General features: G+C 36.4%; 26 protein-coding genes and 1 riboswitch. Of the genes, 19 read left to right on the top strand and 7 right to left on the bottom strand.

Features of this window, described 5'->3' with window-relative positions:
* Positions 1-168 precede the first annotated feature (168 nt).
* The 4 genes from IPI65_19590 to IPI65_19575 form a co-directional block, all read right to left on the bottom strand.
* Entirely contained in the window at positions 169-1,056 is an 888-nt protein-coding gene (locus IPI65_19590; GenBank protein ID MBK7443632.1) for a hypothetical protein, read from the bottom strand.
* A gap of 14 nt (positions 1,057-1,070) precedes the next feature.
* Complete coding sequence (locus IPI65_19585; GenBank protein ID MBK7443631.1) at positions 1,071-1,475, bottom strand: hypothetical protein; 405 nt, start codon at positions 1,473-1,475, stop codon at positions 1,071-1,073.
* Positions 1,468-2,166, bottom strand: a complete 699-nt coding sequence (locus tag IPI65_19580) for a hypothetical protein (GenBank protein MBK7443630.1) — start codon at positions 2,164-2,166, stop codon at positions 1,468-1,470. The genes IPI65_19585 and IPI65_19580 overlap by 8 nt, the downstream gene beginning before the upstream one ends.
* A gap of 84 nt (positions 2,167-2,250) precedes the next feature.
* Positions 2,251-3,003, bottom strand: coding sequence for a hypothetical protein (locus IPI65_19575; protein ID MBK7443629.1), 753 nt, complete (start codon positions 3,001-3,003; stop codon positions 2,251-2,253).
* Positions 3,004-3,187: 184 nt separating this feature from the next.
* Here IPI65_19575 and IPI65_19570 point away from each other — a divergent pair, with 184 nt between their 5' ends.
* The 7 genes from IPI65_19570 (at position 3,188) to arfB (ending at position 10,712) form a co-directional block, all read left to right on the top strand.
* Positions 3,188-3,880 carry a DUF4197 domain-containing protein gene (locus IPI65_19570; GenBank protein MBK7443628.1) on the top strand — a complete coding sequence of 231 codons (693 nt, stop codon included), beginning with the start codon at positions 3,188-3,190 and terminating at the stop codon, positions 3,878-3,880.
* 59 nt (positions 3,881-3,939) lie between these two features.
* Complete coding sequence (locus tag IPI65_19565) at positions 3,940-4,629, top strand: nicotinamide mononucleotide transporter (GenBank protein ID MBK7443627.1); 690 nt, start codon at positions 3,940-3,942, stop codon at positions 4,627-4,629.
* On the top strand, positions 4,626-5,150 hold the full coding sequence (locus tag IPI65_19560) for an ATP-binding protein (GenBank protein ID MBK7443626.1): 525 nt from the start codon (positions 4,626-4,628) through the stop codon (positions 5,148-5,150). Before IPI65_19565 ends, IPI65_19560 begins: the two co-directional genes overlap by 4 nt.
* A gap of 19 nt (positions 5,151-5,169) precedes the next feature.
* A riboswitch (TPP riboswitch) is annotated at positions 5,170-5,270 on the top strand.
* A 46-nt stretch (positions 5,271-5,316) separates the two neighbouring features.
* Positions 5,317-7,746 (top strand): TonB-dependent receptor, encoded by a 2,430-nt coding sequence (locus tag IPI65_19555; protein ID MBK7443625.1) that lies wholly within the window; start codon positions 5,317-5,319, stop codon positions 7,744-7,746.
* Between the two features lie 80 nt (positions 7,747-7,826).
* Complete coding sequence (locus IPI65_19550) at positions 7,827-9,755, top strand: FG-GAP repeat protein (GenBank protein ID MBK7443624.1); 1,929 nt, start codon at positions 7,827-7,829, stop codon at positions 9,753-9,755.
* A gap of 91 nt (positions 9,756-9,846) precedes the next feature.
* Positions 9,847-10,296, top strand: coding sequence for a MarR family transcriptional regulator (locus tag IPI65_19545; protein MBK7443623.1), 450 nt, complete (start codon positions 9,847-9,849; stop codon positions 10,294-10,296).
* A complete protein-coding gene (gene arfB / locus IPI65_19540; protein ID MBK7443622.1) occupies positions 10,296-10,712 on the top strand; it encodes an aminoacyl-tRNA hydrolase in 417 nt (138 codons plus the stop codon). The genes IPI65_19545 and arfB overlap by 1 nt, the downstream gene beginning before the upstream one ends.
* Here arfB and IPI65_19535 read toward each other — a convergent pair whose 3' ends face one another.
* Together IPI65_19535 and IPI65_19530 are read right to left on the bottom strand one after the other, a co-directional pair.
* On the bottom strand, positions 10,713-11,438 hold the full coding sequence (locus tag IPI65_19535) for an alpha/beta hydrolase (GenBank protein ID MBK7443621.1): 726 nt from the start codon (positions 11,436-11,438) through the stop codon (positions 10,713-10,715). It abuts the gene before it with no gap.
* A gap of 44 nt (positions 11,439-11,482) precedes the next feature.
* The gene (locus tag IPI65_19530; protein ID MBK7443620.1) at positions 11,483-13,081 is read right to left on the bottom strand and encodes a peptide chain release factor 3; all 1,599 of its coding nucleotides are present in this window, start codon (positions 13,079-13,081) and stop codon (positions 11,483-11,485) included.
* A gap of 778 nt (positions 13,082-13,859) precedes the next feature.
* Here IPI65_19530 and IPI65_19525 point away from each other — a divergent pair.
* Positions 13,860-14,639 carry a queuosine precursor transporter gene (locus tag IPI65_19525; GenBank protein MBK7443619.1) on the top strand — a complete coding sequence of 260 codons (780 nt, stop codon included), beginning with the start codon at positions 13,860-13,862 and terminating at the stop codon, positions 14,637-14,639.
* Between the two features lie 221 nt (positions 14,640-14,860).
* On the opposite strand, the gene IPI65_19520 is transcribed toward IPI65_19525, so the two are convergent.
* Positions 14,861-16,756, bottom strand: coding sequence for a DNA primase (locus IPI65_19520; protein MBK7443618.1), 1,896 nt, complete (start codon positions 16,754-16,756; stop codon positions 14,861-14,863).
* 1,039 nt (positions 16,757-17,795) lie between these two features.
* Between IPI65_19520 and vsr the strand changes: the two genes are divergently transcribed.
* From vsr to IPI65_19465, 11 genes are all read left to right on the top strand, one after another.
* Complete coding sequence (gene vsr, locus IPI65_19515; GenBank protein MBK7443617.1) at positions 17,796-18,227, top strand: DNA mismatch endonuclease Vsr; 432 nt, start codon at positions 17,796-17,798, stop codon at positions 18,225-18,227.
* Entirely contained in the window at positions 18,199-19,464 is a 1,266-nt protein-coding gene (locus IPI65_19510) for a DNA cytosine methyltransferase (protein ID MBK7443616.1), read from the top strand. Before vsr ends, IPI65_19510 begins: the two co-directional genes overlap by 29 nt.
* A 7-nt stretch (positions 19,465-19,471) precedes the next feature.
* Entirely contained in the window at positions 19,472-20,530 is a 1,059-nt protein-coding gene (locus tag IPI65_19505) for a hypothetical protein (GenBank protein ID MBK7443615.1), read from the top strand.
* Positions 20,527-21,603: an HpaII family restriction endonuclease gene (locus IPI65_19500; protein MBK7443614.1), complete on the top strand. Its 1,077-nt coding sequence runs from the start codon at positions 20,527-20,529 to the stop codon at positions 21,601-21,603. The genes IPI65_19505 and IPI65_19500 overlap by 4 nt, the downstream gene beginning before the upstream one ends.
* A gap of 84 nt (positions 21,604-21,687) precedes the next feature.
* A complete protein-coding gene (locus tag IPI65_19495; protein ID MBK7443613.1) occupies positions 21,688-22,152 on the top strand; it encodes a hypothetical protein in 465 nt (154 codons plus the stop codon).
* 55 nt (positions 22,153-22,207) lie between these two features.
* Complete coding sequence (locus tag IPI65_19490) at positions 22,208-23,083, top strand: hypothetical protein (GenBank protein MBK7443612.1); 876 nt, start codon at positions 22,208-22,210, stop codon at positions 23,081-23,083.
* A gap of 73 nt (positions 23,084-23,156) precedes the next feature.
* Complete coding sequence (locus tag IPI65_19485; GenBank protein ID MBK7443611.1) at positions 23,157-24,026, top strand: hypothetical protein; 870 nt, start codon at positions 23,157-23,159, stop codon at positions 24,024-24,026.
* A gap of 264 nt (positions 24,027-24,290) precedes the next feature.
* Entirely contained in the window at positions 24,291-24,824 is a 534-nt protein-coding gene (locus tag IPI65_19480; GenBank protein MBK7443610.1) for a hypothetical protein, read from the top strand.
* Between the two features lie 66 nt (positions 24,825-24,890).
* Entirely contained in the window at positions 24,891-25,184 is a 294-nt protein-coding gene (locus IPI65_19475) for a hypothetical protein (protein ID MBK7443609.1), read from the top strand.
* 282 nt (positions 25,185-25,466) lie between these two features.
* Positions 25,467-25,757 carry a nucleotidyltransferase family protein gene (locus IPI65_19470; protein MBK7443608.1) on the top strand — a complete coding sequence of 97 codons (291 nt, stop codon included), beginning with the start codon at positions 25,467-25,469 and terminating at the stop codon, positions 25,755-25,757.
* Positions 25,750-26,079, top strand: a complete 330-nt coding sequence (locus IPI65_19465; GenBank protein ID MBK7443607.1) for a DUF86 domain-containing protein — start codon at positions 25,750-25,752, stop codon at positions 26,077-26,079. Before IPI65_19470 ends, IPI65_19465 begins: the two co-directional genes overlap by 8 nt.
* Positions 26,080-26,473 lie beyond the last annotated feature (394 nt).

Genomic DNA, 26,473 nt, shown 5'->3' with positions numbered 1-26,473 from the left:
ATATAAAAAAATTTAGTTAATAAAACCCGGACCATAGCCCGGGTTCAATAAATATGATTTATCGTTCCTGTGAACTATGATTCCTTGTTGTCGATTTTGTTTAATGAATTAATCATTGTGGTGCAAATATAAAAATTATTCTGTTCTCAAAAAAATTTCAGCAAATTTTTATTCGTAAGGTCTGCCGTTTACTTTAAATGTGCGGGTAATATTAAATCCAAAACGTATATTAATATCGGGCTTGCCATTTACCATCTCAAAAATACTACCCTCGGTTCTGCCAATATAATGTTCAGGAATCAGGTATTGTGAATTAGAAAGTTGTAGTTGAAAAACGTGCCCTTTTGTAATAAAGTCGGCACCAATTGCAAGGCAGTTATCATAACCTGCAGGTAATTGATTGGGCAGGGTATAATAATATTCTCCGGTTAAATCAATACTTTTTGCGACACGAATTTTTGTTGCGATGCCGATGGCAAAAATATCATTCGGGTCACTGTTTAAATCCACTAAGTTGCGGTGAACATGTGTGGGCATCAATTGTAAAGAAAACCCATCTGTAAACTTTCGGCCAATTAATAATTGGTTGGCATAGCCGATGCCACTTGTAAAATATGGCTTAAGTATTTCATTTACAGTGTCTGTAATTACACTAATATCGCTGTAAAACGATAAGGTTACCGGGCAATTAAAATCACCGGTGCTTTGTTTTAATAACTTCACTTTCAAAAAACCATCATAGGTTTTGTCGAGGTTACTCCGACCGGCACCAACGGTAAGCCAATTGGTAATTCCGTAATCTAAACCAATACGCATATTTGTACCACCACTGAAGCCGAAAAAGTTATACAATAAACTAAATGGATTTTCCTGATAAATATCGCCGAAACGGTGCGAAATAATAAACTTGGCTTGTCCCTGAACACTGGTTTCAACACTTTGGCCGCTTATGATACGGGTATCTCGAAAAGTTTCGGTTGCGTAAACATTATTATTTTGTGCCGTCAGCATGCCTGAAACTGCCAACAACATCGAAAGGGTAAAATATTTTAACATTAGTGGTTTTTGGTTTAATTATTTACAGCTCCTGCATTAATCCAGGCGCGAATTTTTAAAATATTACATTCCCCTAGCTGACTTCCCGATTTTGGCATAAACGAATAACCGGAAACCCAAGCTACTGTGTTATAAAATGAACTATTATCAGGATCTGAAGCAGTTACATAACCCATCAGATTATCATATCCATCTAAATTAGTTCCGCCACCTAAAATATCTGCATTTGCAGTATTATGGCAGCTATAACACTGACTTTCTAAAATAGGAACAATGGTTACAGCATAAGTTACATCCACAGTATCACATGAATTTGTTCCTAAAAGCTCTTCTTTACTATCGTAATAACATGAAGGTAAAAAACTTCCTGCTATCAAACCTACAGCAATTAACTGTAATTTAAAATTTTTCTTAATCATTTGGGTATCCATTTTCTATCCAGATTCTAATTTCAGCAATTTTACAGTCCGATAACATCATGCCATTGTAAGGCATTGATACGTAACCACCATCAAATTGTACAGATCCCAGAAAACTGCCGTTTGCTGCAATTGCCGCTACACCGGAGTACGAAGATAAGTCAATTCCTCCTGAAGGTGATGCTCCGCTATGGCAACCTTTACAATAGGTATTTACGGTTCGAACTATTTGATTTGAATAATTTACAATGGTGGTATCACAATCTCCGCCTTCGCATGCATTATTTCGTGCACCCTGATTTATCCATTTTTCCAATAAACTACGTTGTGCACTGGTTAATGGTTCATTTGGTGGTGGTGGCATTTTATCTTCACCACTTTCAGTTAAAACTTCAATTAATTTTGAATGATTGGCATTAAATGGGTCAACATAATCACTTGCCATCACCTCATTATAACTGCTCAGCGGATTAGCTTCCTCTTCATGACCGCCACCACTTTCGTGACATCCACTTTTAGCACAATTAGATACCAATAATGGTAAAACATCATTTTGAAAATACACCGTATCCGGGTCACAGTCAATTGTAACTGTTGGGTCAGTAAGGTCAATCAGCGAATTATGTTTACATCCAACACCCGCAAATGCAATAGCACCTAACACCACACCAATAATCCTGAAAGTTTTCATTGTTTTTAATTTGATTCTCAATACATACAACACAACTAATTGATTATTAGTGCTGTAGCGTTAGAGAATAAATGGTGATTATTATTAATCTTCCGGATAACCGGCCTCAACCCATATACGAATTTGGTCAATTAAACAGTCAGGTAATGTACTTCCGCCCGGAGGCATTGAAACAAAGCCAACTTCGTGTTGAATAGCACCAAGTAAACGACCATCTGCAGCAACATCTGCAATGCCATCGTTTGAACCTGCACCATTGTAAGCAGTTAAGGATATAGAGCCATCAGGCGAGCCGGTGCTGTGACAACCGGTGCAATAAGCCTGCATTATAGGAAGTATGGTTCCGCTGAAAGTTACAGCTGTTGTATCGCAGTCGGTGCATGAATTATTTAATGCACCCTGTTCCATCCAAGTCATTACTAAGTCGATTTCCTCAGCAGTTAAAGGTGGGTTTGGCCAAGGTGGCATTTTGTCATCTCCACTTTCGGTTATTACATCATAAAATTCACTGTCAAAAGGATCACCGGCATCCATAATATGGCTTGAAATCACTTTTGCATACGTAGTAAGGTTAATTCCTTCTTCATGCGTAACATTGTCGTGACAACCACTCATAGCACAATTCGATAATAATATCGGAAATACGTCATTTTCAAAATAAACCGTATCCGGGTCACAATTTGAAGTTAAAAGCGTATCCGGTCCACCACCTGTTGTGTCAACAATTAAAATCGGATCTTCCGGTATAAAGTCTAATGGTGTGTGTTTACAAGCTTGGAGAGATGCTGCTCCGATTAATACAAGAACAACAAGGGAAACAAAAACACTACGCTGCATATATTTAATTTTCTTTAATACAAAGTTACGGCGTGTGTTTCAGGATATTCAAGACATTTTTAGCTTATTTCCGCTAAAAACCGACGACATTTAACGTATCCTTACAGTAGTTTATTACAATTGTTGATTGAGAACTTGATAAAGATGGCACGATATTTTATTTTAGTGCCTGAAATCGACAGCTATGAAAAAAATCCACTATTTATTTTTAGTTCCTTTTGCCGCTTCAACCGTTTTTATGTCGTGTGAAGACATTAACCTCGGCGATTTATTATCCGATGGCGACGTAGCTTCTGCATTACGCGAAGCGCTTTCAGTTGGAACAGATACTGCCATTACACATGGTTCGGCACTTGATGGTTATTTAAATAATGCTGATATTAAAATACTTTTCCCTGAAGAAGCAGGTATCGTACAAACCGTTGTTGGCGCTATTCCCGGTGGTGATTTATTGATTGATGGATTTGTTACCTCACTCAACCATGCCGCTGAAGATGCTGCTGATGAAGCAAAACCAATTTTAAAAGATGCCATCACCAATATTACTTTCGATGATGCACTTTCTATCCTTAACGGCGTTGATACTGCTGCTACAAATTATTTGCGTATTCAAACATTTACCGATTTATACAGCGCTTTTAAACCCGATATTCAAAATTCACTGGAAGGTGTTGGCGCACAACAAGCATGGGAAGATGTTATTGACTTATATAATACCATTCCTTTAGTGGAAGATGTAAATACCGATTTAGCTGATTATGCTACAAACAAAGGTCTTGATGGCTTATTTATCCTGCTTGGTCAGGAAGAAATAAATATCAGAACCGATGTTGAACATCAGGTAACTGATTTATTACAACAGGTTTTTGGTAACTAATCGGTTCATATCAACTAATTTTGTCAAAGCTGTAACAATTGTTGCAGCTTTGTTTTTTTATGGACTTTCAACTGAGCGACTGCCTGCATGATTCTTTTTTATTGATGACCATTCCTGAAATAATTGCAGTGGTTACCGGAATATTGAGTGTGTGGTTTGCCCGAAAAGAAAGTATCCTGGTTTATCCTGTAGGCATCATCTCCGTTTTGTTATATGTATATATTTGTTTTGAAGTAAAACTATATGCCGACGGTTTAATAAATGCCTATTATTTTGTTGTAAGTGTTTATGGATGGTATTACTGGAAGTTTGGCGGAAAAGTTTCAAGACAGGATAATAAACCGGTGGCTCAGGAACTCGATGCACCATACGTTTTTGAAACAGCAGACCCTATTTCTAAAGAATCAAAAATCAGTTGGAACCGCAAAGCAGAAAATGTGTATTATTTAGCCGGAACTACTTTTTTGGCTTTGTTATTTGGATATATTCTGAATGAACATACCGATTCGGTTGTTGCTTATTGGGATGGTGCTACAACAGCAGTATTTTTTATTGCCATGTTGTTGATGGCCAGAAAAAAAATTGAAAACTGGATTTATTGGATTGCAGGAGATATGGTTTGTATTCCTTTATTTTTTTCGAAAGGATTATGCCTAAGTTCAATACAGTACCTTATTTTTACAGTTATAGCCATTGCAGGATTAATTGCATGGATAAAAAAATATAACACCTTAAAAGCGGCAAAATGATACATAAAATTGTTTTTACCGGTCCCGAATCATGCGGAAAAACTACTTTGGTAAATTACTTATCCCAAAAGCTTAGCCTGCCGTATGTTCCCGAAATGGCACGCCCGTTTATCAGCTCCCTAAATAGAAAATACGAATACGACGATTTACTAAGTATTGCCATGTTGCAAATGAGTGAGGAAGAACGAATTAAATCGCTCAATCCGCCATTATTAATTTGTGATACCGATTTACTTACCATAAAAATTTGGTGCGATGATAAATACCAGCGTTGTGAACCTTGGTTAAGTCATGCAACAATTGATCGTGTTCCGGCAGTATATTTTTTATGTGCACCCGACTTCCCATGGCAACCTGATCCACAACGGGAAGATCCACATCGTCGCGAACATTTATATAACGTTTACAAAGAGCATATGATAAAATATAAAGTGCGTTTTGTCGAATTAAAAGGAACTGTAGAACAGCGGATGCAAACTGTTATGCAATACCTTGATAATGAGCCACAACAGTTATACTAATATTTTTGTTATACCTTTGTATTATCTCATGGGGTGTTGATAGCGTAAGCTAAAGACTGAGATTAAACCCATCGAACCTGGCCGGGTAATTCCGGGTAGGGATTGAGGAATTTTTTTTCTTCCGGCAAAGGCTCCATTTGCAGGTTTCAAACTGTAAACCTTTGTCATGAAAAAATTTATTTTTTGTATATCTATACTGCTCTCAAGCACATTTTCTTTTACCCAAATTACAGTAAGTGGTAACGTTTTAATTGAAGAAGTTGATAAACCCATTTCCGATGCGCTTGTATATTTTAAAAAAGCAAATGTTTCAACTTTTACTGATTCAGCAGGGTATTTTTCAGTTGTAATTCCCGAATTTGAAAGTCCGGCTGTTAAGCATATTTCTTTTTCGGAAGGATTAATAAGATTTGTGATAACCAAAGAGTACGATGCACAAGGAAATGAAATTCTAATAAATGGTAATGAACGAAAAATATTAATTTATTTAACACCTGCAAATCATATTTTTTTCCCGGTTCGAATAAGTGCAAATACAATAGTATCAAATGCACCTGTTACTTATACTACTATAATGGGTAAACAATTAAATGAAAATAATTTTGGGGAGGATATGCCTTTTCTGCTGGAGTCAACACCTTCAACAGTTGTTACCTCCGATGCGGGCAATGGCGTGGGTTATACGGGTTTGCGTATACGCGGAAGTGATGCCACAAGAGTGAATATTACAGTAAATGGTGTTCCATATAATGATGCAGAATCACAACAAACCTATTGGGTCGATTTACCCGATTTTGCGTCGAGTGTTGATGAAATACAGATTCAACGCGGTGTTGGAACTTCAACAAATGGTATCAGCTCTTTTGGTGCTGCAGTAAATATTAATACCAATGTTTTAAGTCGCAAACCTTTCGTTAAATTAGGATATCATACCGGCTCATTTAACCTTTCAAAAAAAATGATTCAATTTGGAACAGGATTAATTAATGATCACTGGCAACTGGAAGGCCGTTATTCGGATGTTTATTCTGAGGGATATGTTGACCGTGCTTACGCTGATTTAAATTCTTATTTTATTACGGCTGCTTATCAAACAATTAAATATAAAGCTATCATCAATGTATTTTCCGGTAACGAAATAACTTACCAGTCATGGGCTGGTGTACCGGCTGAAATACTGGATACCAACCGTACCTACAATCCGTATACGTATGAAAATCAAACAGATAATTATATCCAAACGCATTATCAGTGGCATAATATTTTTAATTTAAACACATCTGATGTATTGCGCATCACGTTTAATTACACAAAAGGGAAAGGCTACTATGAACAATATGAAAGCGAGCAGTTATTTAGTGATTATGGGGTTGAGGATGTAATTGTTGGAAGTGATACCATTACATCAACAGATTTAATTACACAAAAATGGCTGGACAGTGATTTCGGTGGTGTTTTTATGCAATATGAAAATCAAGTTGATGATAATAATACCTTGAACTTTGGTGGTGCCTGGTATTTACATGCAGGCGATCATTTTGGAAATGTTATTTGGAGTGAATACGCTTCATCTTTACCACATAATTATGAATGGTATCAAAATGATGCATTAAAACACGATGCAAATGTGTTCGGACAATGGATATATAAAACACGAAAAATAAATGTATTAACAGACCTGCAGTTGCGCGATGTAAACTATCGTTTTTTGGGTTATGATGATGAAGGAATTCCGCTGGAGCAAACAGTGAATTTATTATTTTTTAATCCTAAAGCCGGCATAACATTTTTACACAGCAATTCCTTTGAAACTTACGTATTTGCTGGTGTTTCAGGCAAAGAGCCCAACCGTGACGACTATGTGGAATCATCTTCCCAAAGCAGACCATCACCTGAACATTTATATAATACAGAAATAGGAGAGCGCATTCAATTTAAAGGATGGCAATTCTCGTTAAATTATTACATGATGTATTACAAAAATCAATTGGTATTAACAGGAGAAATTAATGATGTTGGTGCATATACCAGAACAAATATTCCATCCAGTTACAGAACCGGAATTGAAGCTGCTTGGGCAAAAATGTTTTTTACAGATAAATTAACCTGGGAAGCAAATTTTACCTTAAGTAAAAATACCATTGTTGAATACACCGAATATTTAGATAACTGGGACACAGGAGAACAAACACCTATCACCTATAATAATTCTAGTATAGCATTTTCTCCTTCAACAATCGTTTTTAATAAACTCGCATACAATATTTTGGATATTACCGGCGTAAAATATTCCAATCGTATCACATTATCATTTACTTCCAAATATGTGGGTAAACAATATGCTGATAACAGCAACAGTGAAGAAAGAAAACTCGATGCCTATTTATTACATGATGCCGGTTTGCGATATGTTTTTACCCGCAAGCAGGGTTCATCGCTCGCATTTAATTTTAACTTACAAAACGTTACAAATCAATTATATGAGAGCAACGCATGGGTGTACCGTTACATCTATGAAGATACACCGTCACAATTAATGGGCTTTTATCCGCAGGCAGGAATCAACTGGAATGCGGGTTTAACGCTTTCTTTTTAATTTGTTATCCTGCTCTAATTGACGAAAATCATTTTGGATAGGCAGGTAAAAGGTTTTACCTTTATTGAGACTTTAAAATAATGAATAAACTACTAATTAATTCGCTGCTTTTAACCTGCACCACTGTGCTGTTTACCGCATTGGTGGTACCTCCTGTGGCGCCTGAGTTTGACTGGAAGGTAGAAGGGAACGACACCGACTGTGAATTTGGTTTCTGGATCGATGGCGGTGGCGATGTGAATGGTGATGGATATGATGATGTAATTGTAGGCGCTCCAAGTTATGAGCATGCATTTGTTGGCGAAGGCGCAGTATTTATTTATTACGGTTCTCCTGAAGGATTATCCATTGAACCGGATTGGGTGCTTTACGGTGAACATGACAGCAGTGGTTATGGTCGTTGTGTTTCAATTAAGGGGGATGTTAATAATGATGGTTATGCTGATGTATTGATTGGTTCACATGAATATTCTGAATTTAAAGTTAATGAAGGCAAGGTTTATCTATACTTAGGCGGACCTGACGGACCATCAACAACGCCATTTTGGACCATGCGTGGTAACCGAAAAGGTGCAAAGTTGGGTGAGGCTGTTGTAATTGCAGGCGATTTAAATGACGATGGATATGACGAAATTTGTGTTGGCGCGCACGGGTGGGATGATGATGAAGTGCTGGGTGACTCCGGTAATAAAGCCGGCAAATTCTGGATTTTTAATGGTGCTGAAGATGGCATAAATACTACTCCTTTTATGTCGTGCGTTGGTATTGTTGAAGACGCAAACCTTGGCGTATCAATGGATAGAGCAGGGGATGTGAACGGCGATGGTTATAACGACTTACATATTGGCGGATATATCTTTTTAATTGGAGATGGCATGTTGTGCACCTTCGAAGGCAGTGCAACCGGACCGGATGGTATTCCTGATTTTATGGTTGCCGGCGGCGCTATGGATACTTCCTTTTTTGCAATCAACTTATCCAGCGCAGGCGATTTAAATGGAGATGGTTTTGATGATGTGGTTGTTGGTGCTCCAAGATTTGATGCTTTAGGTGTTTATCAGGCAGGTAAATTACATGTACATTATGGCAGCGAAGGCGGATTGCAACCAGAAATCGGATGGGTGGCAAACGGCACTCAATACGATGAACGATTTGCATTTAACGTAAACGAAGCCGGCGATTTGAATCACGATGGTTACGACGATTTATTGGTTGGGTCTAAATATTACGATAATGGCGATTTAATGAACGCCGGTAAGGCTGAATTATATCTGGGTGGTCCAAAAGGGCCACAACGTAATCCTACATGGACTTTCAAAGGAATGGACAGCGCTGATGTAGTTGGCACAAATCTCACGAATGGTGGAGATATTAATGGCGATGGATATGATGATATCATTGTTTCCGGCGATGAATATTCCAATGACCAAACACGTGAAGGTGCAGTATATGCATTCTACGGTCAGCCGCAACAATGTGACCCGCCTCAGCATCCTGCAATTTATTTTATTACACCAAACTCTGTTACCATTGGTTGGGATTGGTTGTATGGTGCACAGAAATATAAATTTTACATGAAACGTTTAGACGGCCCCGGAACAGAGTATAGAATTCTAACAGAAGATTCTGTTTTAATTATGGGTGGTTTGGTACCCGGTGCACATTATACCGCATTTGTTGCTGCAAAATGTGATGGGGGTTGGACAGGCAAATCTGCAATTCTCGACTTTTATACCCCAACACATAAAGAAGGTGAAATGAACGAAATGCAGGTATTCCCTTCACCAACTTCCGATAAAATCAACATTGCCCTCGGCCAGTCGACAGGACCGGTTCAAGTGCGCATTTTTTCGCTGAGTGGTGAAATGGTCATTAGCAAAAAATACCAGGTTGATGAACCGCAAACCGTTGTAGTAGTAAATGAAGTTAAAGATTTAGCTGCAGGAAATTATTTTGTTCTGGTTGAATCTAATTCCGGTAAAATCACACGTCAATTTATAAAACAATAAAATATTGTTCAAGATATAAACGGTAAGCGCTTTGGTGCTTTGCCGTTTTTTTTTATACTTTTATAACAACATTCACGTTAAACACGCAATTATGAAACTTGAGGACGAAATAAAACAATCTAAGTTTAAAGATGAATATCATAAACTTCTCGTGAACTTAATGTTTACCACGAGTTGGCTCAATATCCGTCAAATTCACTTTTTTAAAAAGTTTGATATCTCTCCACAACAATATAACCTATTGCGCATTTTAAGAGGTCAATACCCTAATCCCGCAAGCGTAAATTTATTGATTGAACGTATGCTCGATAAACAAAGTAATGCTTCACGTTTAGTAGATAAATTAGATGCCAAAGGTTTGGTGAAAAGAAAAAAATGTAAAGAAGATAAACGCCAGGTTGATGTTGTGCTTTCTGCTAAAGGTGTAAATCTGCTCGAACAAATTGATGAGGATATCGATAACCTCGATAGCATCATGAGTAATTTAACCCCCGCAGAAGCAAAAAAAGTCTGCGACCTGCTGGATAAAATGCGTACTTAATGTCTGCTATTCAACATATCCCTGATTTATCATCAGAATTTACTTTTAAAGCAGTTCGCAGCAGTGGTAAGGGCGGACAAAATGTAAATAAAGTTTCTACTAAAGTAGAATTGTATTTTACTATTTCTACTTCAACATTTTTATCTGAAGATCAAAAACAAATTCTATTGCAAAAATGTAGTCACCTGCTAAACAGTGAAGGTGAATTACGTTTGGTTTGTGAAGAAGCCCGTTCTCAATTAAAAAACAAACAACTGGTTACCGAAAAATTATACGAATTATTTGCCAAGGCTTTAATACCGGTAAAAAAACGCGTAAAAACAAAAACACCAAAATCGGTTGTTGCGAAAAGAATTAATGATAAAAAAATAGCAGGCGAGAAAAAACAACTGCGCAAAAAACCGGACCTCGATTAATTATTTTAGTAATTCTTTATTGATAATCACAGAAATCGTATCTGCCTGTGTAAGTGCCATCATATGCGAGCCTCCCGGAATGATATAATCTGCTTTTATAGATTCAATTGGTAAAGTATTATCCGCACTGCCATGAATGTGAATGATGGTTTTATTTTCATTTTGTTCAGGTGTACGTTTCCACGATACAATCATTTCCGTTGCATATTTAATAAATACATCTTCCTTTTCTGCAATCATCGCATTACAAGTTGCACGTTCCAATTTGCGGTCAGGTTCATACAAAGGCTGCATGATAAACGTGGAGTATTTAAATACGCTGGAAGGAATATAACGATGAATAGGATGTTTATTAAAAAACTGATATAACGCAGGAATTTCAGTTGAATCCGTTGCGCTGGAAATTACAATTACTTTTTTGGGGTGCATAAAATCCGTCATTTCTGTCGCAAGCATGCCACCTAAGGATACTCCGATAATACAAAATGTTTCAGTCGTATCAATTTGTACACTTAACCTGTGCGCATAGGCCGTCATCGATTCCAGCGGCAGGGGAGTGATGTAATTAATATGCACCGTATCAAAACGTGCATCAAATTGTAGGTTTTTATAAATCCTGCAATCGGAGCCCTGACCCGGAATTAAATACACCTTCATTTTATCCTGTGCATGTATACTCAGGCTGAGTAAACAACTTAAAATAGTATACAGGATGTTTCGTTTCACCTGATAAAGTTAATCAATCGAAGCTTAAAATTTTGTCAAGGCTATTAAACCAATGTTGCAGTTTTAAATTCGCTTGTGGTGTGGAAAGTAATTTTTGGATGATTTTCAATTGCCACATTTAATGCCCAACCAGTCTCCGCCATGTAAACCGGATTTTGATCTTTATCGTAATAAATAAAATCTATTTTTAAACGAATAAATTCATCCAATTGTTTTTTATCGGTGGTGGTTAACCAGCAGGCCTTATTCATTTGAATTGGGACAAAACGACATTTTGCACCGTATTCATTTTCAAGGCGATATTGTATTACTTCAAACTGTAATTCGCCAACTGCACCAACAACTTTTTTATAACCATTATTATGAATAAATAACTGTGCAACACCTTCATCCGTTAACTGCTGAATACCCTTGTCTAATTGTTTGGTTTTCATCGGATCCATATTCACCAATTCCTTAAATATCTCAGGCGAAAAACTCGGAATCCCTCTAAACATTAAATCTTCACCTTCCGTTAAAGTATCTCCAATTTTAAAATTGCCGGTATCATACAAACCAATCACATCACCTGGAAAAGCCTCATCAATTACATCTTTACTCGATGCTAAAAATGCATAGGGATTATTAAACCGTAAGTTTTTATCCAATCGCACATGATGGTAAAAACTATTGCGCTCAAAATGCCCGGAACATACACGTAAGAAGGCAATCCGGTCTCTATGACGCGGGTCGATATTCGCGTGGATTTTAAAAATAAAACCACTGAATTTATTTTCATCTGCACTTACAAAACGTGCATCTGTTTCGCGTCCCTGAGGAACTGGAGCAATTTGAATAAATGTCTCCAATAATTCCTGCACACCAAAATTGTTAATCGCAGAACCAAAAAATACCGGCGCAATATCTGCATCCAAATATGGTTTGCGATCAAATTCGTGATAAACGCCTTCAATTAATTCAACATCTTCACGCAACTGTTTTGCATCACGTTCACCAACTTGTTTATCTAATAAACCATCTTTTAAATCTTCAATAATCAATACATCATCTTCAACACGCTGCGAACCCGGACGAAATAAATTGAGTTTTTTATGATATAAAGAATACACACCTTTAAAATGTGTCCCCATATTAATCGGCCAACTGAGCGGACGAACACGAATTTTTAATTTTTCTTCCAATTCATCCAACAAATCAAATGGATCTTTTCCATCGCGGTCCATTTTATTGATGAAAATGATAACCGGTGTTTTGCGCATGCGACAAACTTCCATCAAACGCATGGTTTGCTCCTCAACACCCTTCACGCAATCGATAACCAAAATAACACTATCCACTGCAGTTAATGTGCGATAAGTATCCTCCGCAAAATCCTTGTGACCGGGAGTATCCAATAAATTCACTTTAACACCTTCATACTCAAACGACATCACCGAGGTAGCCACAGAGATACCACGCTGACGTTCAATTTCCATAAAGTCGCTGGTAGCAGATTTTTTGATTTTATTACTCTTCACCGCTCCCGCAACCTGAATTGCACCACCATAAAGCAAAAACTTCTCCGTAAGGGTCGTTTTTCCGGCATCCGGGTGACTAATAATCGCAAATGTTCTTCTTATTTGTATCTCTGATTGTACGCTCATTTCAAACTCAATTCGGCCGCAAAGATACTGAATTCAGCGATGAGGGATGAGCGATGAGTAATGAGTGGTCGTGGATGAGTGCTGAGTAATGAGCAATGAGTGGTTTCGAGTAGGCTGAAGATGTAACCTAAGGTTATTATTTTGATGATAAAATTGAAAATTAATCTTTCAAATCCCGCAAACCCGTTATGTAAGGGCGCATGCAATACGCCGTTACATACCACATTTCCTAAATGGTCTTAAAATTTTAATTCAGCTCAATATCAATCCGTCCTTATCCGTTTAACCCGTTCAATCTGTGTTCCTTTCAAAACACATCATCCCAAAAATCAGCATCTCACTTGCCGGGGATTTAATTAATCGTAACAATTCGTAAATCCGTTATGTAAGGGCGGATGCAATTCGCCCCTACATAACGGATTTACTCAAATTTATCAGTAAATATGAACTATACCCTCTCCATCAAAATCGTTATATATCACACCATCCAAAAAATCAGCGTCCCGCTAGCGGGCATCCATCACACACCATCCTAAAAAAATCAGTTTAAATCCGCCCATCCCGATAGCTATCGGGACAGCGACCCGCCCCGTCGGGTTCCGCGCCTGCCTGCTGTGGCAGGTTCCAATCTTCCACATCAACCACCCACACCATCCCTCCGCGCCCTTTGCCCTTAGCGCGCTTAGCGAGAAACAACACCCCGCGAGAAACAACACCCGCGAGCAACAACCACCCCGCGAGCAACGCACCTCACTTATTTTTTCCCTAATATTACAACATGGAACAACATCACAATCCATTCGCGAGCAAAGCCGCACGCCTCCTCCTTATCCTGGGCGTGTTTTTAGTCACCAACGCCTTATTAGCCGAACTCATCGGCGTGAAAATATTCGCGCTCGAAGACAGCTTTGGCTGGAAACCATTCAACTGGAATTTATTCGGCGAGCAAGGCTCCCTCAATTTCACCGTAGGTGTTATTTTATGGCCATTTGTTTTTATCATGACCGATATCATCAACGAATATTTTGGCGTGCGTGGCGTGCGACGATTAAGTTATCTCGCAGTCGTATTTATTTTATACGCCTTCGGAATTATTTACATCGCCATTAATTTAGCTCCCGCCGGATTTTGGCCTGCATCGTATACCGACAAAGGTGTGCCCGATATGCAAAATGCGTATGCAGTAATTTTCGGACAAGGCATGTGGATTATAGCTGGAAGCATCATTGCATTTTTACTCGGACAATTAATTGACGTATTTGTTTTTCATAGAATAAAACGCGCAACCGGCGAAGGAAAAATTTGGTTACGTGCAACAGGCTCAACTGCAATATCACAAATAATTGATAGCGTGGTGGTATTATATGTCGCATTTGTTATCGGACCTGCACATTGGCCAATTAGTTTATGGCTTGCAGTGGCAACAGTTAATTACGTTTACAAAATGGGTGCAGCCATCGTTCTCACGCCCGTACTATATTGGGTCCACAACATCATCGACAAATTCCTAGGCAAAGAACTCAGCGAAAAAATGCGTTCCGAAGCAATGAATAATTAATTAATTTTTTTTGCAATAAATCCTTCGCTTTATTTTTTTGGTAACACAAAGTTCACAAAAAAATACACGCAAATGGCACAGAACAAATTACACTAAAATTCGGCTGTTTAATTAACAACTTGTGATATATACACAAAATCCACTCCAACCAACTCCAAATAAAAATCCTACTCAAATCCGGCTGTTCCATTGGTACATCGGTACATAGGTACATTCGCACATTAATTTACAACCGGCAACACAGTAGTCCCCGTATCCTTCGCAAGTTTATGAATAATCACCTGCAACTGCATACTCTCTTTCATACACATTCTAATTTCATCCGTTGCCAATTCATCAGTGCTTGTAGATAATTCCTGAATACGCAAATCTACATCATGTTTCATTTTGATAATTTTTTTCAACTTCAACAATGAAATAGATTTAACAATATCTTTTTTTACTAAAAATTGTTTTTCCGTAATTGGCACATCGTGCATTTTAATCCAGTTGTCGCTAATTTCGTATGGCGATTGTAATAAATCGATACATAAATTTTTTATTGCATCATCATCGTGATTAATAAAATATACCTGCGGTAAAAATTCATTGTGTTCGTAATACGTACGATATTCATCAATTACTTTTCGGTATAATTCATTTTCAATTTCCACATCAGCAAGGTTGCGCAAAATACGGCCGACTGCATTTTCACCATCCACTTCAAAATTGCTGTTTTCCAGCAGAAGCCTTATGATATCACGTTCCTGCGCTTCGTCGAGGTGGAAGGTAAACGAAGGTTGTTCCTTCGCAACAGGTGTAATTTCGGTATGTTCAACAGAAGCTTTATCGTTGTTTGATAATTTATCAAAAGCCCCTTTGCGTAAAATTTTATTTGTTTCAGAAATTAATAATTGTTCCTCAACATTTAAATTGCGTGCAGTTTGTTTTAAATAAAGACTGCGTGTAATGCCGTCAGGAATTTTTGCTATACTCTGAACAATATCTTTAATAATTCCCGCAACTTTTACCGGATCACCTTTTGCATCTTCAAGATATAAATCCGTTTTTAAATGGATAAGATCTTTTTTATTATCCTCAATATATTTTCTAAAACCGTCGGCGCCTAATTTTTGCACGTAAGTATCCGGGTCATCTTCAGCGGGCAATAAAACCACCTTTACATTCATGCCCTCTTCAAGAGCAATTTCCAATCCCCGTAGTGCAGCTTTTACACCCGCGCTATCACCATCATATAAAATCGTTAAATTCGGTGTGTATCGTTTAATCAACCGCACCTGATCCTGCGTCAACGAAGTTCCCGATGATGCAACCACATTTTCAATCCCGCTTTGCGATAACGAAATCACATCCATATAACCCTCCACGAGGTAACATTCCTCGCGTTGTGTTATCGCTTTGCGCGCCTGAAAAATGCCGAAAACAATTTTACTTTTTAAATAAATATCCGTCTCCGGCGAATTGATATATTTCGGAATTTTTTTGTCCGCACTCAACGTCCTCCCACCAAAACCCAGCACCTTTCCCGTGATGCTATGGATAGGAAACATCACCCTGCCGCGGAAAAAATCTTTTCCGTATTGCGAAGTCAGCCCAAGTTGTTGCAGCAATTCTAATTTATAGCCCGTGTTGGTAGCTATGCGCGTAAACGTTTCACCATCGCCCGGACAAAAACCCAATTTAAATTTTTCGATGGTATCGCTGCGCAAACCCCGTTCCGTAAAATAGCTCAGGCCGATACTTTTGCCTTCCTCATCGTTGTGCAGATATTCATTAAAATACGTTTGCGCGAAGCCGTTAATTATAAATAAACTTTCCCTGCGATTTTCCTCCTGAATCTCCTCATTTGTGCGTTGCTTTTCCTCAACCTCAATATGATATTTGTTCGCCAGGTAAATCAGCGCCTCCCGATAACTCAGCTGCTCATGTTCCATCACAAACCCGACAGAATTACCACTTTTCCCGCATCCAAAACACTTATAAATGCCCTTGGGCACAGAGACAGTAAACGAAGGCGTCTTCTCATTATGGAAAGGACATTTCCCAATCAAATTCACCCCCCTACGCTTCAAATTCACAAAATCCCCCACCACCTCCTCAATCCTGGAAGCATCCATAATCCGCCCAATCGTTTCCTTCGAAATCACCCCCCAAAGTTAACAGATTTACCCCATTGCACCACCTCATCGCCCAAAATGAACTTTTGTGGTAGCCGAGTATGATTTTTTGGAGCATAAACATCCCGCTCCGATTGAGCATCCGTGCCGGCTCTCCACTCCAACTCCTCGCTCGTGCCTCGCTGCGGGGTTTCCGTTGCGATCCGGGCTAAAATGGCATTTTAGTGAAACCATTGACATTAGTTTTTCGTATAGTTGAGGTTTTGTTGTGACAGGGTAAATTGGGGTAGAAGTGCGGGTTTGTGGTTTGGGGGTGCTGTGAAATATGTGCTTGTATATTTGAATTTTGTTAAAATGTGACAGGTGAGGGTTAATGGAAAACCCCAAAGTTGAATTTGTTTTGGTGTGAAAAAACTACATAATATTCACATTTTTGAGGTCAACTTTTAATACCAAATTATTTCATGCCTATACCACGATGTCAGGGGGATTTGTTCAATTGGATTTTGTAAATAAACTGTAGTTGAAATCATATAAACATATGCCAAAAGACCTTAAATATTTGAATTTATTTTGTACCTTTGGTATATGAAAGTTAAACGAATTTCTGCGAGTGGAAATAGTATCGTGGTGAGAAAATTAAGAGATCAAAAACTTCATGATGGCCTACCTTTTATGATTAATTTGAAAGAACTTTCATCAAATCAATGCTATTTAGAGTATCCGGACGGGGTAATTAAACTTGTTTCAGTTGTTTCTTCGTCAAGAGAGATGAATGTTCTAAAAGAGCTTAATCCTTCGGAGGCTAATAGCTTGAGGAAACGGCTCAACCTCTCTTTCTAATGCCCATTTTAATAATAATAACAGGGTCAAATGGCGCTGGAAAATCTTCTATTGGACCAGATTATGTCCCTAATAAACTCAGGGGCTCTATATTTGATGGTGACAAATTATTCATGGAAAAGAAAAGTGAGATTTGGGCAAGTTGCGTTCGATCTCACAGGCATGTATTTTTCATTAGTATGCAGAAAACTAATTGATGAACAAATTAACTTCAGAACAGAGAAGAAGGAATATGCAAGCTGTTAGGGCTACAGGGTCTGCAATTGAAACGGTTTTGGCAAAGGCATTGTTTGCTCAAGGTTTCAGATACAGGAAAAATGATAAAACAGTTTACGGAAAACCTGATATAACTTTTAAAAAATATAAACTTGCTATATTTGTTGACGGCGAGTTTTGGCACGGAAAGAATTGGGAAATTCGTAAGTTTGACCACAAAAGCAATCAAAAATTTTGGCATACTAAAATTGAACGAAACATCGAAAGAGACAAAGAAGTTAATGAAACATTGTCTGAAAACGGATGGCAAGTATTAAGATTTTGGGGTAAGGAAATTACTCAAAATCTAGACCAATGCATTGTTAAAATTAAAAAAACTATAAATGAAACTGAAAGAAAAATTGACAATTGAGGAGTTTGACGGGAAAAAGTTTCAAATCAAATTTGTTGAAGGCGTAACTTCGAACCACAAGAAGGCTGTTATTACCCATTATTTGCACAATATCGATAATGGTATTGCAAAACATTTTAAGAAGGATGCAATAAATTATATTAAGGAGTATATTCAATTTCAAGAAGAGGAGAACAACGTCTCTATGGTCATGGATGATGCTATGCAACTACTATTAAAAGAAATGATTGAAGTGCCATTCCCTACTCCTGAAAAATACACTTTTAAATTTATTGACTTATTTGCCGGCATTGGAGGTTTCAGAATTGCAATGCAAAATTTGGGTGGGAAATGTGTCTTCACAAGTGAATGGGACAAAGATGCACAAAAAACATACAGAGCAAATTTCGGCGAAGTTCCATTTGGAGATATAACCAAAGAGGAAACCAAAAAATTTATTCCAGACGAGTTTGATGTTTTATGCGCTGGGTTTCCTTGTCAAGCATTTTCAATTGCAGGCAAACGTGGTGGATTTGAGGATACAAGAGGAACTTTGTTTTTTGATGTTGCTGAAATAATAAAACGTAAAAAACCGAAAGCTATTTTTCTTGAAAATGTAAAGGGTTTAAAAAATCACAATGGGGGTAAAACACTTGATACTATCCTTAATGTTTTGCGTAATGACCTTGATTATTTTGTTCCCGAACCGCAAATTGTAAATGCAAAACATTTTGGTGTTCCACAACAAAGAGAAAGAATATACATTGTTGGTTTCAGAAAGGACCAAGGTGTATCAACTTTTGAATATCCCAAGCCATTAAAGAAAAAAATAAAATTTGCAGATGTAAAAGAGAAAAAAGTTCCTGCAACAAAATACTTTCTTTCAACTCAGTATGTTCAAACGTTAATTAATCATAAGGAAAGACATGAAAGCAAGGGTAATGGATTTGGCTTTGCAATAATTCCTGATGAAGGAATTGCAAATGCTATAGTAGTTGGTGGTATGGGTCGTGAAAGAAATTTAGTTTACGACCACAGAATCACCGATTTTACTCCTACAACTCATATCAAAGGTACTGTAAACAGAGAAGGCATTCGTAAAATGACACCAAGAGAATGGGCAAGATTACAAGGCTTCCCAGACAAATATGTAATTCCTGTTGCTGACGCATCAGCTTACAAACAATTCGGTAATTCCGTTGCCGTGCCAGCTATTCAAGCAACAGCGAAAGCACTTTTAAAATTATTAAACTTGTAACATTAGTATGGGATTTCATATTTGCATTACCAATGAAAAGGCATTGCCAATTTCCATTAAAAAAGGAATTTATGGCAATGTTGGCAATGGTAATGAAAACAGGAGTACTTTATGGGGTAAAATTAAAGACTTATATGCTGTAAAACCAGGTGATTTAATTTTACTTTATGCAAAACATCCATTATCTCAATTTTATGGTGTGTATGAAGTAACAACTCTTCCATACATATGTTACGATACTGTTTTTAAAGATGACACAGAATGTTATCCATTTAGGTTTAATTTTAAAATCAAATTTTATTTTCCAAATACGGTACCAGCTTTTGAATTTTATAGTTTAATTGAGTCAAATAAAATTGATTCACTAATTAGTTTGTCAAGAGATGTAAATTCTTCATACAGAGGTATTCGTCAACTATTTGAATCGGAATTTCAAGAGATTTTGCATCAATTTTATAAATATAATCCTAAAACCAACCCCACAGACTTTATTCAGATTCCAAGTCCAAAATTGAAACTAGAAAAAATTGAATCAAGACTTTTTAAAGCTGAAGATATTGAAAATTATTCAACTCCAACTGAATTGATTTTTAATCAAATACCTTCTGAAAATGGTTGTGCTATTTTAGAGGATGTTTTACATGCATACATTGTATATAATGTATTACACAACTCAAATAGTGTTCGAGATAAACTTGGATTAGTCAATTTCAATGAATTAATTTTAGAAGCTCCTGTTTTCAAATCAATGCAATTTAGGAGTGACATTTTAGCGACATTCAAGCAAGAAGGCAGGGTGTACTACTATTCATTTTTTGAATTAAAGAAAAATACAAAAATTGGGATTGAAGAAATTTCTCAACTTATAGGCTATTTAAAATCTTTTGCAGCAAGTAAATCATTGCCCGTAAACAGCTATGAAGGGGTTTATATTTCTACAAATTTTAGCTCTGAATTAATTGATTACTTAACTAAAAGAAAAATAGTTGAGAAAGAAAACATTATCAGCCTTTTTATATATTCTGTTGACAAAAAAGGTTATGTAACTTTAGACAAAAAAATATGATTACAGGAAATAAAGGCGAATGGAGTGAAATATATGTTTTCCTCAAATTACTAGCAGATGGAAGATTAAATGCGGCGGATGCAAATCTTAATGCTATTCCAAATATTTATTATCCAATAATTAAAATCCTTAGGCAGGAAAACACAGTCAATAGAGAGTACAGAATTAATGGGAACGTTAAAATTTTTGATGGTAATAATACTGAGCTTTTAAATTTACCAATAATTGATTTCCTCAATCGTTCACAACAATTGTTTAATGAATTACGAAACGCTGAAGGAAGAAGTTTTGCATTTAATGATATTGAAGCTTTTTTACATAGCATTGATATTCACTCATTAACTGCCTTAAAAACCGACAAAGCTGACATAAAAGTTGTAGTTCATGATTTAAATACAGGAATGCAGCCGCAACTTGGTTTCAGCATTAAATCAATGCTTGGAGGAAACTCAACTTTGTTTAATCCTGGTAATACAACTAATTTCATTTATGAAGTTATCGGTGAAGGTGAATTAAATATAGAAGAAATCAATGCAGTCGAAAGCTCCCCAAAAATTGCGAATAGAATTTCGCTAATAAGAGCACATGGTTTTATGTTGGAATTTAAAAAAATTCAATCTGCAACCTTACAATTGAATTTACAACTTATTGATAGTGACTTACCTCAAATATTAGCCGAACTTTTATTGCTAAAATATTCAACGCCAGGTCTTACTTTACTTGCCCCTGCACTTAAACGTTTGACAATAAATAACCCTTTATGTTTTGACTTATCCGAAGGTCATCCTTTTTATGAGTACAAAATAAAAAACTTCTTAACTGACAGTGCATTAGGAATGACACCTTCGACAATGTGGACTGGTCAATATGATGCTACTGGTGGAATTATAATAGTAAAAGAAACTGGTGAACTAGTTTGTTACCATATTTATAATCGTAATGAGTTTCAGAAATACTTACTAAACAACACTCGTCTAGAACAAGCAAGCACTAGCCGTTACAATTTTGGAAACTTATATCGTGAAGGTGGTAGGATATTTATTAAATTAAACTTGCAAGTGCGGTTTAACTAGAACCAACATTTTTAGTAACGCTATTTTGTAATGAATTTCGATTTTTGGAAGTTATTTTATTTAATCACATTTTTCATTGGAATTGTGTTGTTCATCTTTGAAATCAATATCTACCATAATACTATTATACATATATATATACCCGGCTCTGTAGTTGTTATTACCGGTTTAGCAACCTTTTATTTTAATAGAGGTCATTATAAACGTACCTATTCGGTAAAAAGTAACTTTTTTCCATTAATGCAAAATTTTATTTCCTGGGGATTTATTTCTTGTTATATTTTTATGGCTATAAATTATTATGCTGCAAGCAAACCTGCAGCTGAATATCAATTCGAAATTAAAGATAAATATTCTTTACGTGGTCCTAAAAGACACAGACATGAAAGACGACCCGTAGTGGTAATCAACTACTTTAATATTGAGAAAAAAATGTTTTTTCGTTTTAACGATACTGAAAAAGTTGATAATGCAGACAGTTTGATATTGTACGTAAAAAAAGGAGAATTGGGTTTTGACGTTATTGAAAGTTATGAATTAACCCATTAAAAATTTAGGATTAACTTAGATTCCTAATGGTTTTTCCATGTTGTTAAATAATATTATGAAAAATTTATTCCTTCTTCTAATTATATTTGGGTTTATCGGTTGCTCCAAAAACAATCATGAAAATGAACTCCACGAGCAACTTATCGGTAATTGGAAAACCGACTATTTTAAAACCTATACAAAAGAAACGGCATTCATATTTTCATTTCGGGATAATACTTGCAGTTATCTGCTGCCATATGGTGAATTCTCAAAATATTGGATTAGCGGTGATACATTGCTGATTAAGGAAAGAACACATCGTGGTAGACGGCAGTTGGTTGAAGGGAAGTTAACATATAAATTTCTGATTGATAGTTTGACTGCTGTTCACATGACACTCAAACCTATAACTGCCGAAACCAAAGAGCTATTTGACAGTAGTATTAAATTTGATACTGATAATATCCAATTGACTAAAGTGAAAACTCAGTATAATTGGAAACCGGAATACATTGCTTATTATAGTACAGATTGTGGAGGACCATGCCCGGTTATGTATTTAGAAATCGACAGTGCACGAAATATTTATTTTATTGGAATAATGGATACCGAAAAAAAAGGGAGTTATTCAGGTAAAGTGCCATTACAATTATATAACCGAATACTGTCAGAAATCAACAGTATTAACCTGGATACCTTAAAACCATGGTATGCAGCCAATTGGACCGACGACCAAACCTGTGGGGTTTTAATAAAAACAAATACTAAAATTTATGAAAGTAGTGCCTATGGTTTCTCTAAAGAACCGGTGGAGTTAAGAATTTTGTTTCATACCCTAATGGAACTTTATAAAAATGTTGACTTGACAGAGGATACAACCGTAGAAAATAAATTACGTTACCGGGATTTTACTATTGATGGGTATCCGATACCTCCGAAACGGGAATAATAAAATGAGACAAATTCGTTTTGCTTATTTTTAAAATGTCAAAAAATATTGGAACATTTAATTAAAATATAACATGAAAACATCAATTCTCGTATTCCTGTTATTCGGTTTTATTGGTTTTACTAAAAGTCAAACAAATGCTGAAATGAAAACGCACGAGCAACTTTTAGGCAATTGGAAAACTAATTATTACGGTGATACATGGAGCAAAACGGCGTATATTTTTACTTTTCAGGATAGCACCTGCAGCTTCTTATGGCCCTATGGTGCATTTTCAAAATATTTGATTAATGGCGACACCATAGTAATTGACTACGTAATAAATGAAATAAAGGAAGAGCATCAAATATTTAAATTTCTTATTGATAGTATAAGCTCTACGGACATGTTGCTTAAACCAGCGTCAAAGGAAACCAATTTGCTTTTTGACAGACGTGAAGGCCTTGAGTCCGGAATTGTCGAATTACATAAGATTGAAAATCAATTTAACTTCAAACCGGAACGTATAGCTTTCTATAGTACTGTGTGTTACGGCACATGTCCTGCTATGTTTTTGGAAATTGATAGTATAGGAAATATGTATTTTATAGGTGCAAACCACACAGAAAAAAAAGGCAATTTTTCCGGTAAATTATCACCTGAAATTTTTGATCGTGTTGTCACAGAAATCAATAGCATTGAACTTGATAGTTTGCAAGAATTTTATGAAGCCCATTGGACCGACGACCAAACTTGTGGTGTTTTAATACAGACAAATGATGCCATTTACAAAAGTAGAGCATATGGTTTCGATGAAGAGCCGGTGGAGTTAAGAATATTATTTCATACTTTGATGGAATTGTATAAAAGTGTTGAATTGACAGAAGATTCAACAATCCAACAAAAATTGCAATATCGGAATTTCCCCTATGATGCATATCCCAAGCCCAAAAAGCGCGAATAATCGAATTCAACGTTTCTTGGTTGCCATTAGATGCAGCAACAGTTTCAAAAAAGTGGATGTTTACTCCTCTTTTGAATCCATCGCCGCAATTGCATCCCAACGACTGTCCCATTTGGGTGGGGCACCCAAATCAATCGCCAGTGTTCCGCACCGCTTTGAAAATGATATTTTTGTTAGGATTAAATGATATTTTTGAAGGGTAAATAATAGAAAACTGTCTATTCTAAAGATTGAACACAATTTAAATTACCAAGCACCCCAAAAATGGAAAAAAACGCAATTCCACCAAAAAACAAACCACCATATTTATTAGGGCTTTTTTGTGTGATACCCTTAATAGGTGCATTAATTGGGTTAGCACTTTTACTTTATGGTATTTATAAATATAAAGACAAACGACTTATTGTAATTGGATCTGCAGGTATCTTGTGGACAATAATTGCATACACGGCAATTTATCTTGTGGGGACTCGTACTTCAGGATTTCAAAACAGTTTTAAAGAAAGTTCGCAAATGCAGTTGAACAGACTTGTCCAAAATTTAGAATATTACAATTTATCACATGGACAATATCCGGATAGTTTAATGCAACTTCTAATCGACGATAAAATGGCACCTATTTATGACCCAATGCAAGGTTTTAATGCTAAAAATATCTACTATAACTATGAAAAAATTGGTAACAAATATCTGGTTTTTTCTTCCGGTGTAGATTGTGTACCCAAAACAGATGATGACTTGTTCCCTAAATTGACAATTGCTGATAGTAGTAAAATCGGTTTAATAAATCATTGGTGATAAATTAAAAAGACATTACCTTAACTAGCAACATAAAATAATTCCAAAACATTATTTAGATAAATCATGCATAAAATTGTTATCATAGTAATGCTCTTCATGATTGGCTGTCCTGGTTCAATAGATGTTAACTATATTAAATCCACCGGTTGGACTTACGATTCAGGATACAGAATTAGTGATTATATCAGATTTGATTCGACAGGAATTTATGCAATAAAGGGTGATACAATTTATAAACAAGATATACCTGCTGCAGTAATAAAACAGGTTAACAAACGGAAATTCGATTTGGAAATCCAATCCATTGAATCCGGTGAAATCGGCCATTATATGGATGATAAAGAAGCATTTGAATAGGTTATTTGTGAATTGTGTCTTTGTTTAAGGTCTTTGCTCGAATGCACTACGTTCCTTAGTTACTATTGAATCAAATTACAGCATCAAAAAATCGCTTGTAAACTCCTCCGTTGAAACCATCGCCGCAATTGCATCCCAACGACTGTCCCATTTGGGTGGGGCACCCAAATGACTTTCGGGTGCTCGCACCCGCGTGAATGCAGAGTTTTATTAAAGTTTGATTATTTTCTTAGGTGGATTCGCTCTTTAATTTTGAAAACAAATAATGCTTATCTTTGGTATATGAATCATCTTACGCATATAAAAAACGAACTGGAAAAAATGAAACCAGAACTGTTGGAAAGATTTTTCGTAAGCGAAATTGGGTTGTTCGGATCAATTACTCGAGATGATTTCACCGCCAATAGTGATGTAGATATAATTGTAGATTTCAACAAACCCATCGGGATTGAATTTATCGATTTAGCAGATTTTATTGAAAGCCAACTGCACAGAAGGGTTGATTTAATATCTAAAAAAGCATTAAGGGAATATTTTTATTTGAGCATAGAGAAGGAAATACAATATGTCTAAACGAGAAGATGCTGTATTACTTAAAGACATTATCGAAAGTGGTGATAAAATTTTTCGCTACACTTTTGGTATGACATTCGAAGAATTCTACATTGACGAAAAAACTGTAGATGCGGTAATAAGAAACTTTGAAATTATTGGAGAAGCAGCAAATCGACTATCTGATGATCTCAAGGATGCCAATAGTTCAATAGATTGGCACAAAATACGGGGTTTTCGTAATAGAATAGTCCATGATTATGCTGGTGTGGATTTATCAATTGTATGGAACATCATACAAGATTTTTTACCTAATGTGATTGATAAGATTAAAACTATTTAGGATAAACAATCATAAGGTAATTTTTTTACCGAAATTTTATTTAATACTTCATAGTTAATGACCTAATAATAGCATACTTGGCGTGATATTTTAATTATATTATTCCAATGAACCACGTTACTCCCAAAAATCGCTTGTAAACTCCTCTGTTGAAACCATCGCCGCAATTGTGCCCCAACGACTGTCCCATTTGGGTGGGGCACCCAAATGACTTTCGGGTGCTCGCACCCGCGTGAAAAAATGGTGATTGTTTTAAATTGGAAAGTGCTGGTCTATAAGGTTTCATAGATCATTGGAATTTATTCCATCGATAACATTTTTTCATTTGGGTGCCTCACCCAAATGCGGACTGAGCTTGCTTTATAGTTTTTCTAATTATTGGAATTTATGCTAT

The sequence above is a fragment of the Bacteroidota bacterium genome, assembly GCA_016706255.1.
Classification (GTDB): Bacteria; Bacteroidota; Bacteroidia; order Chitinophagales; family BACL12; genus UBA7236.
This window is presented reverse-complemented; position numbering and strand designations above follow the sequence as displayed.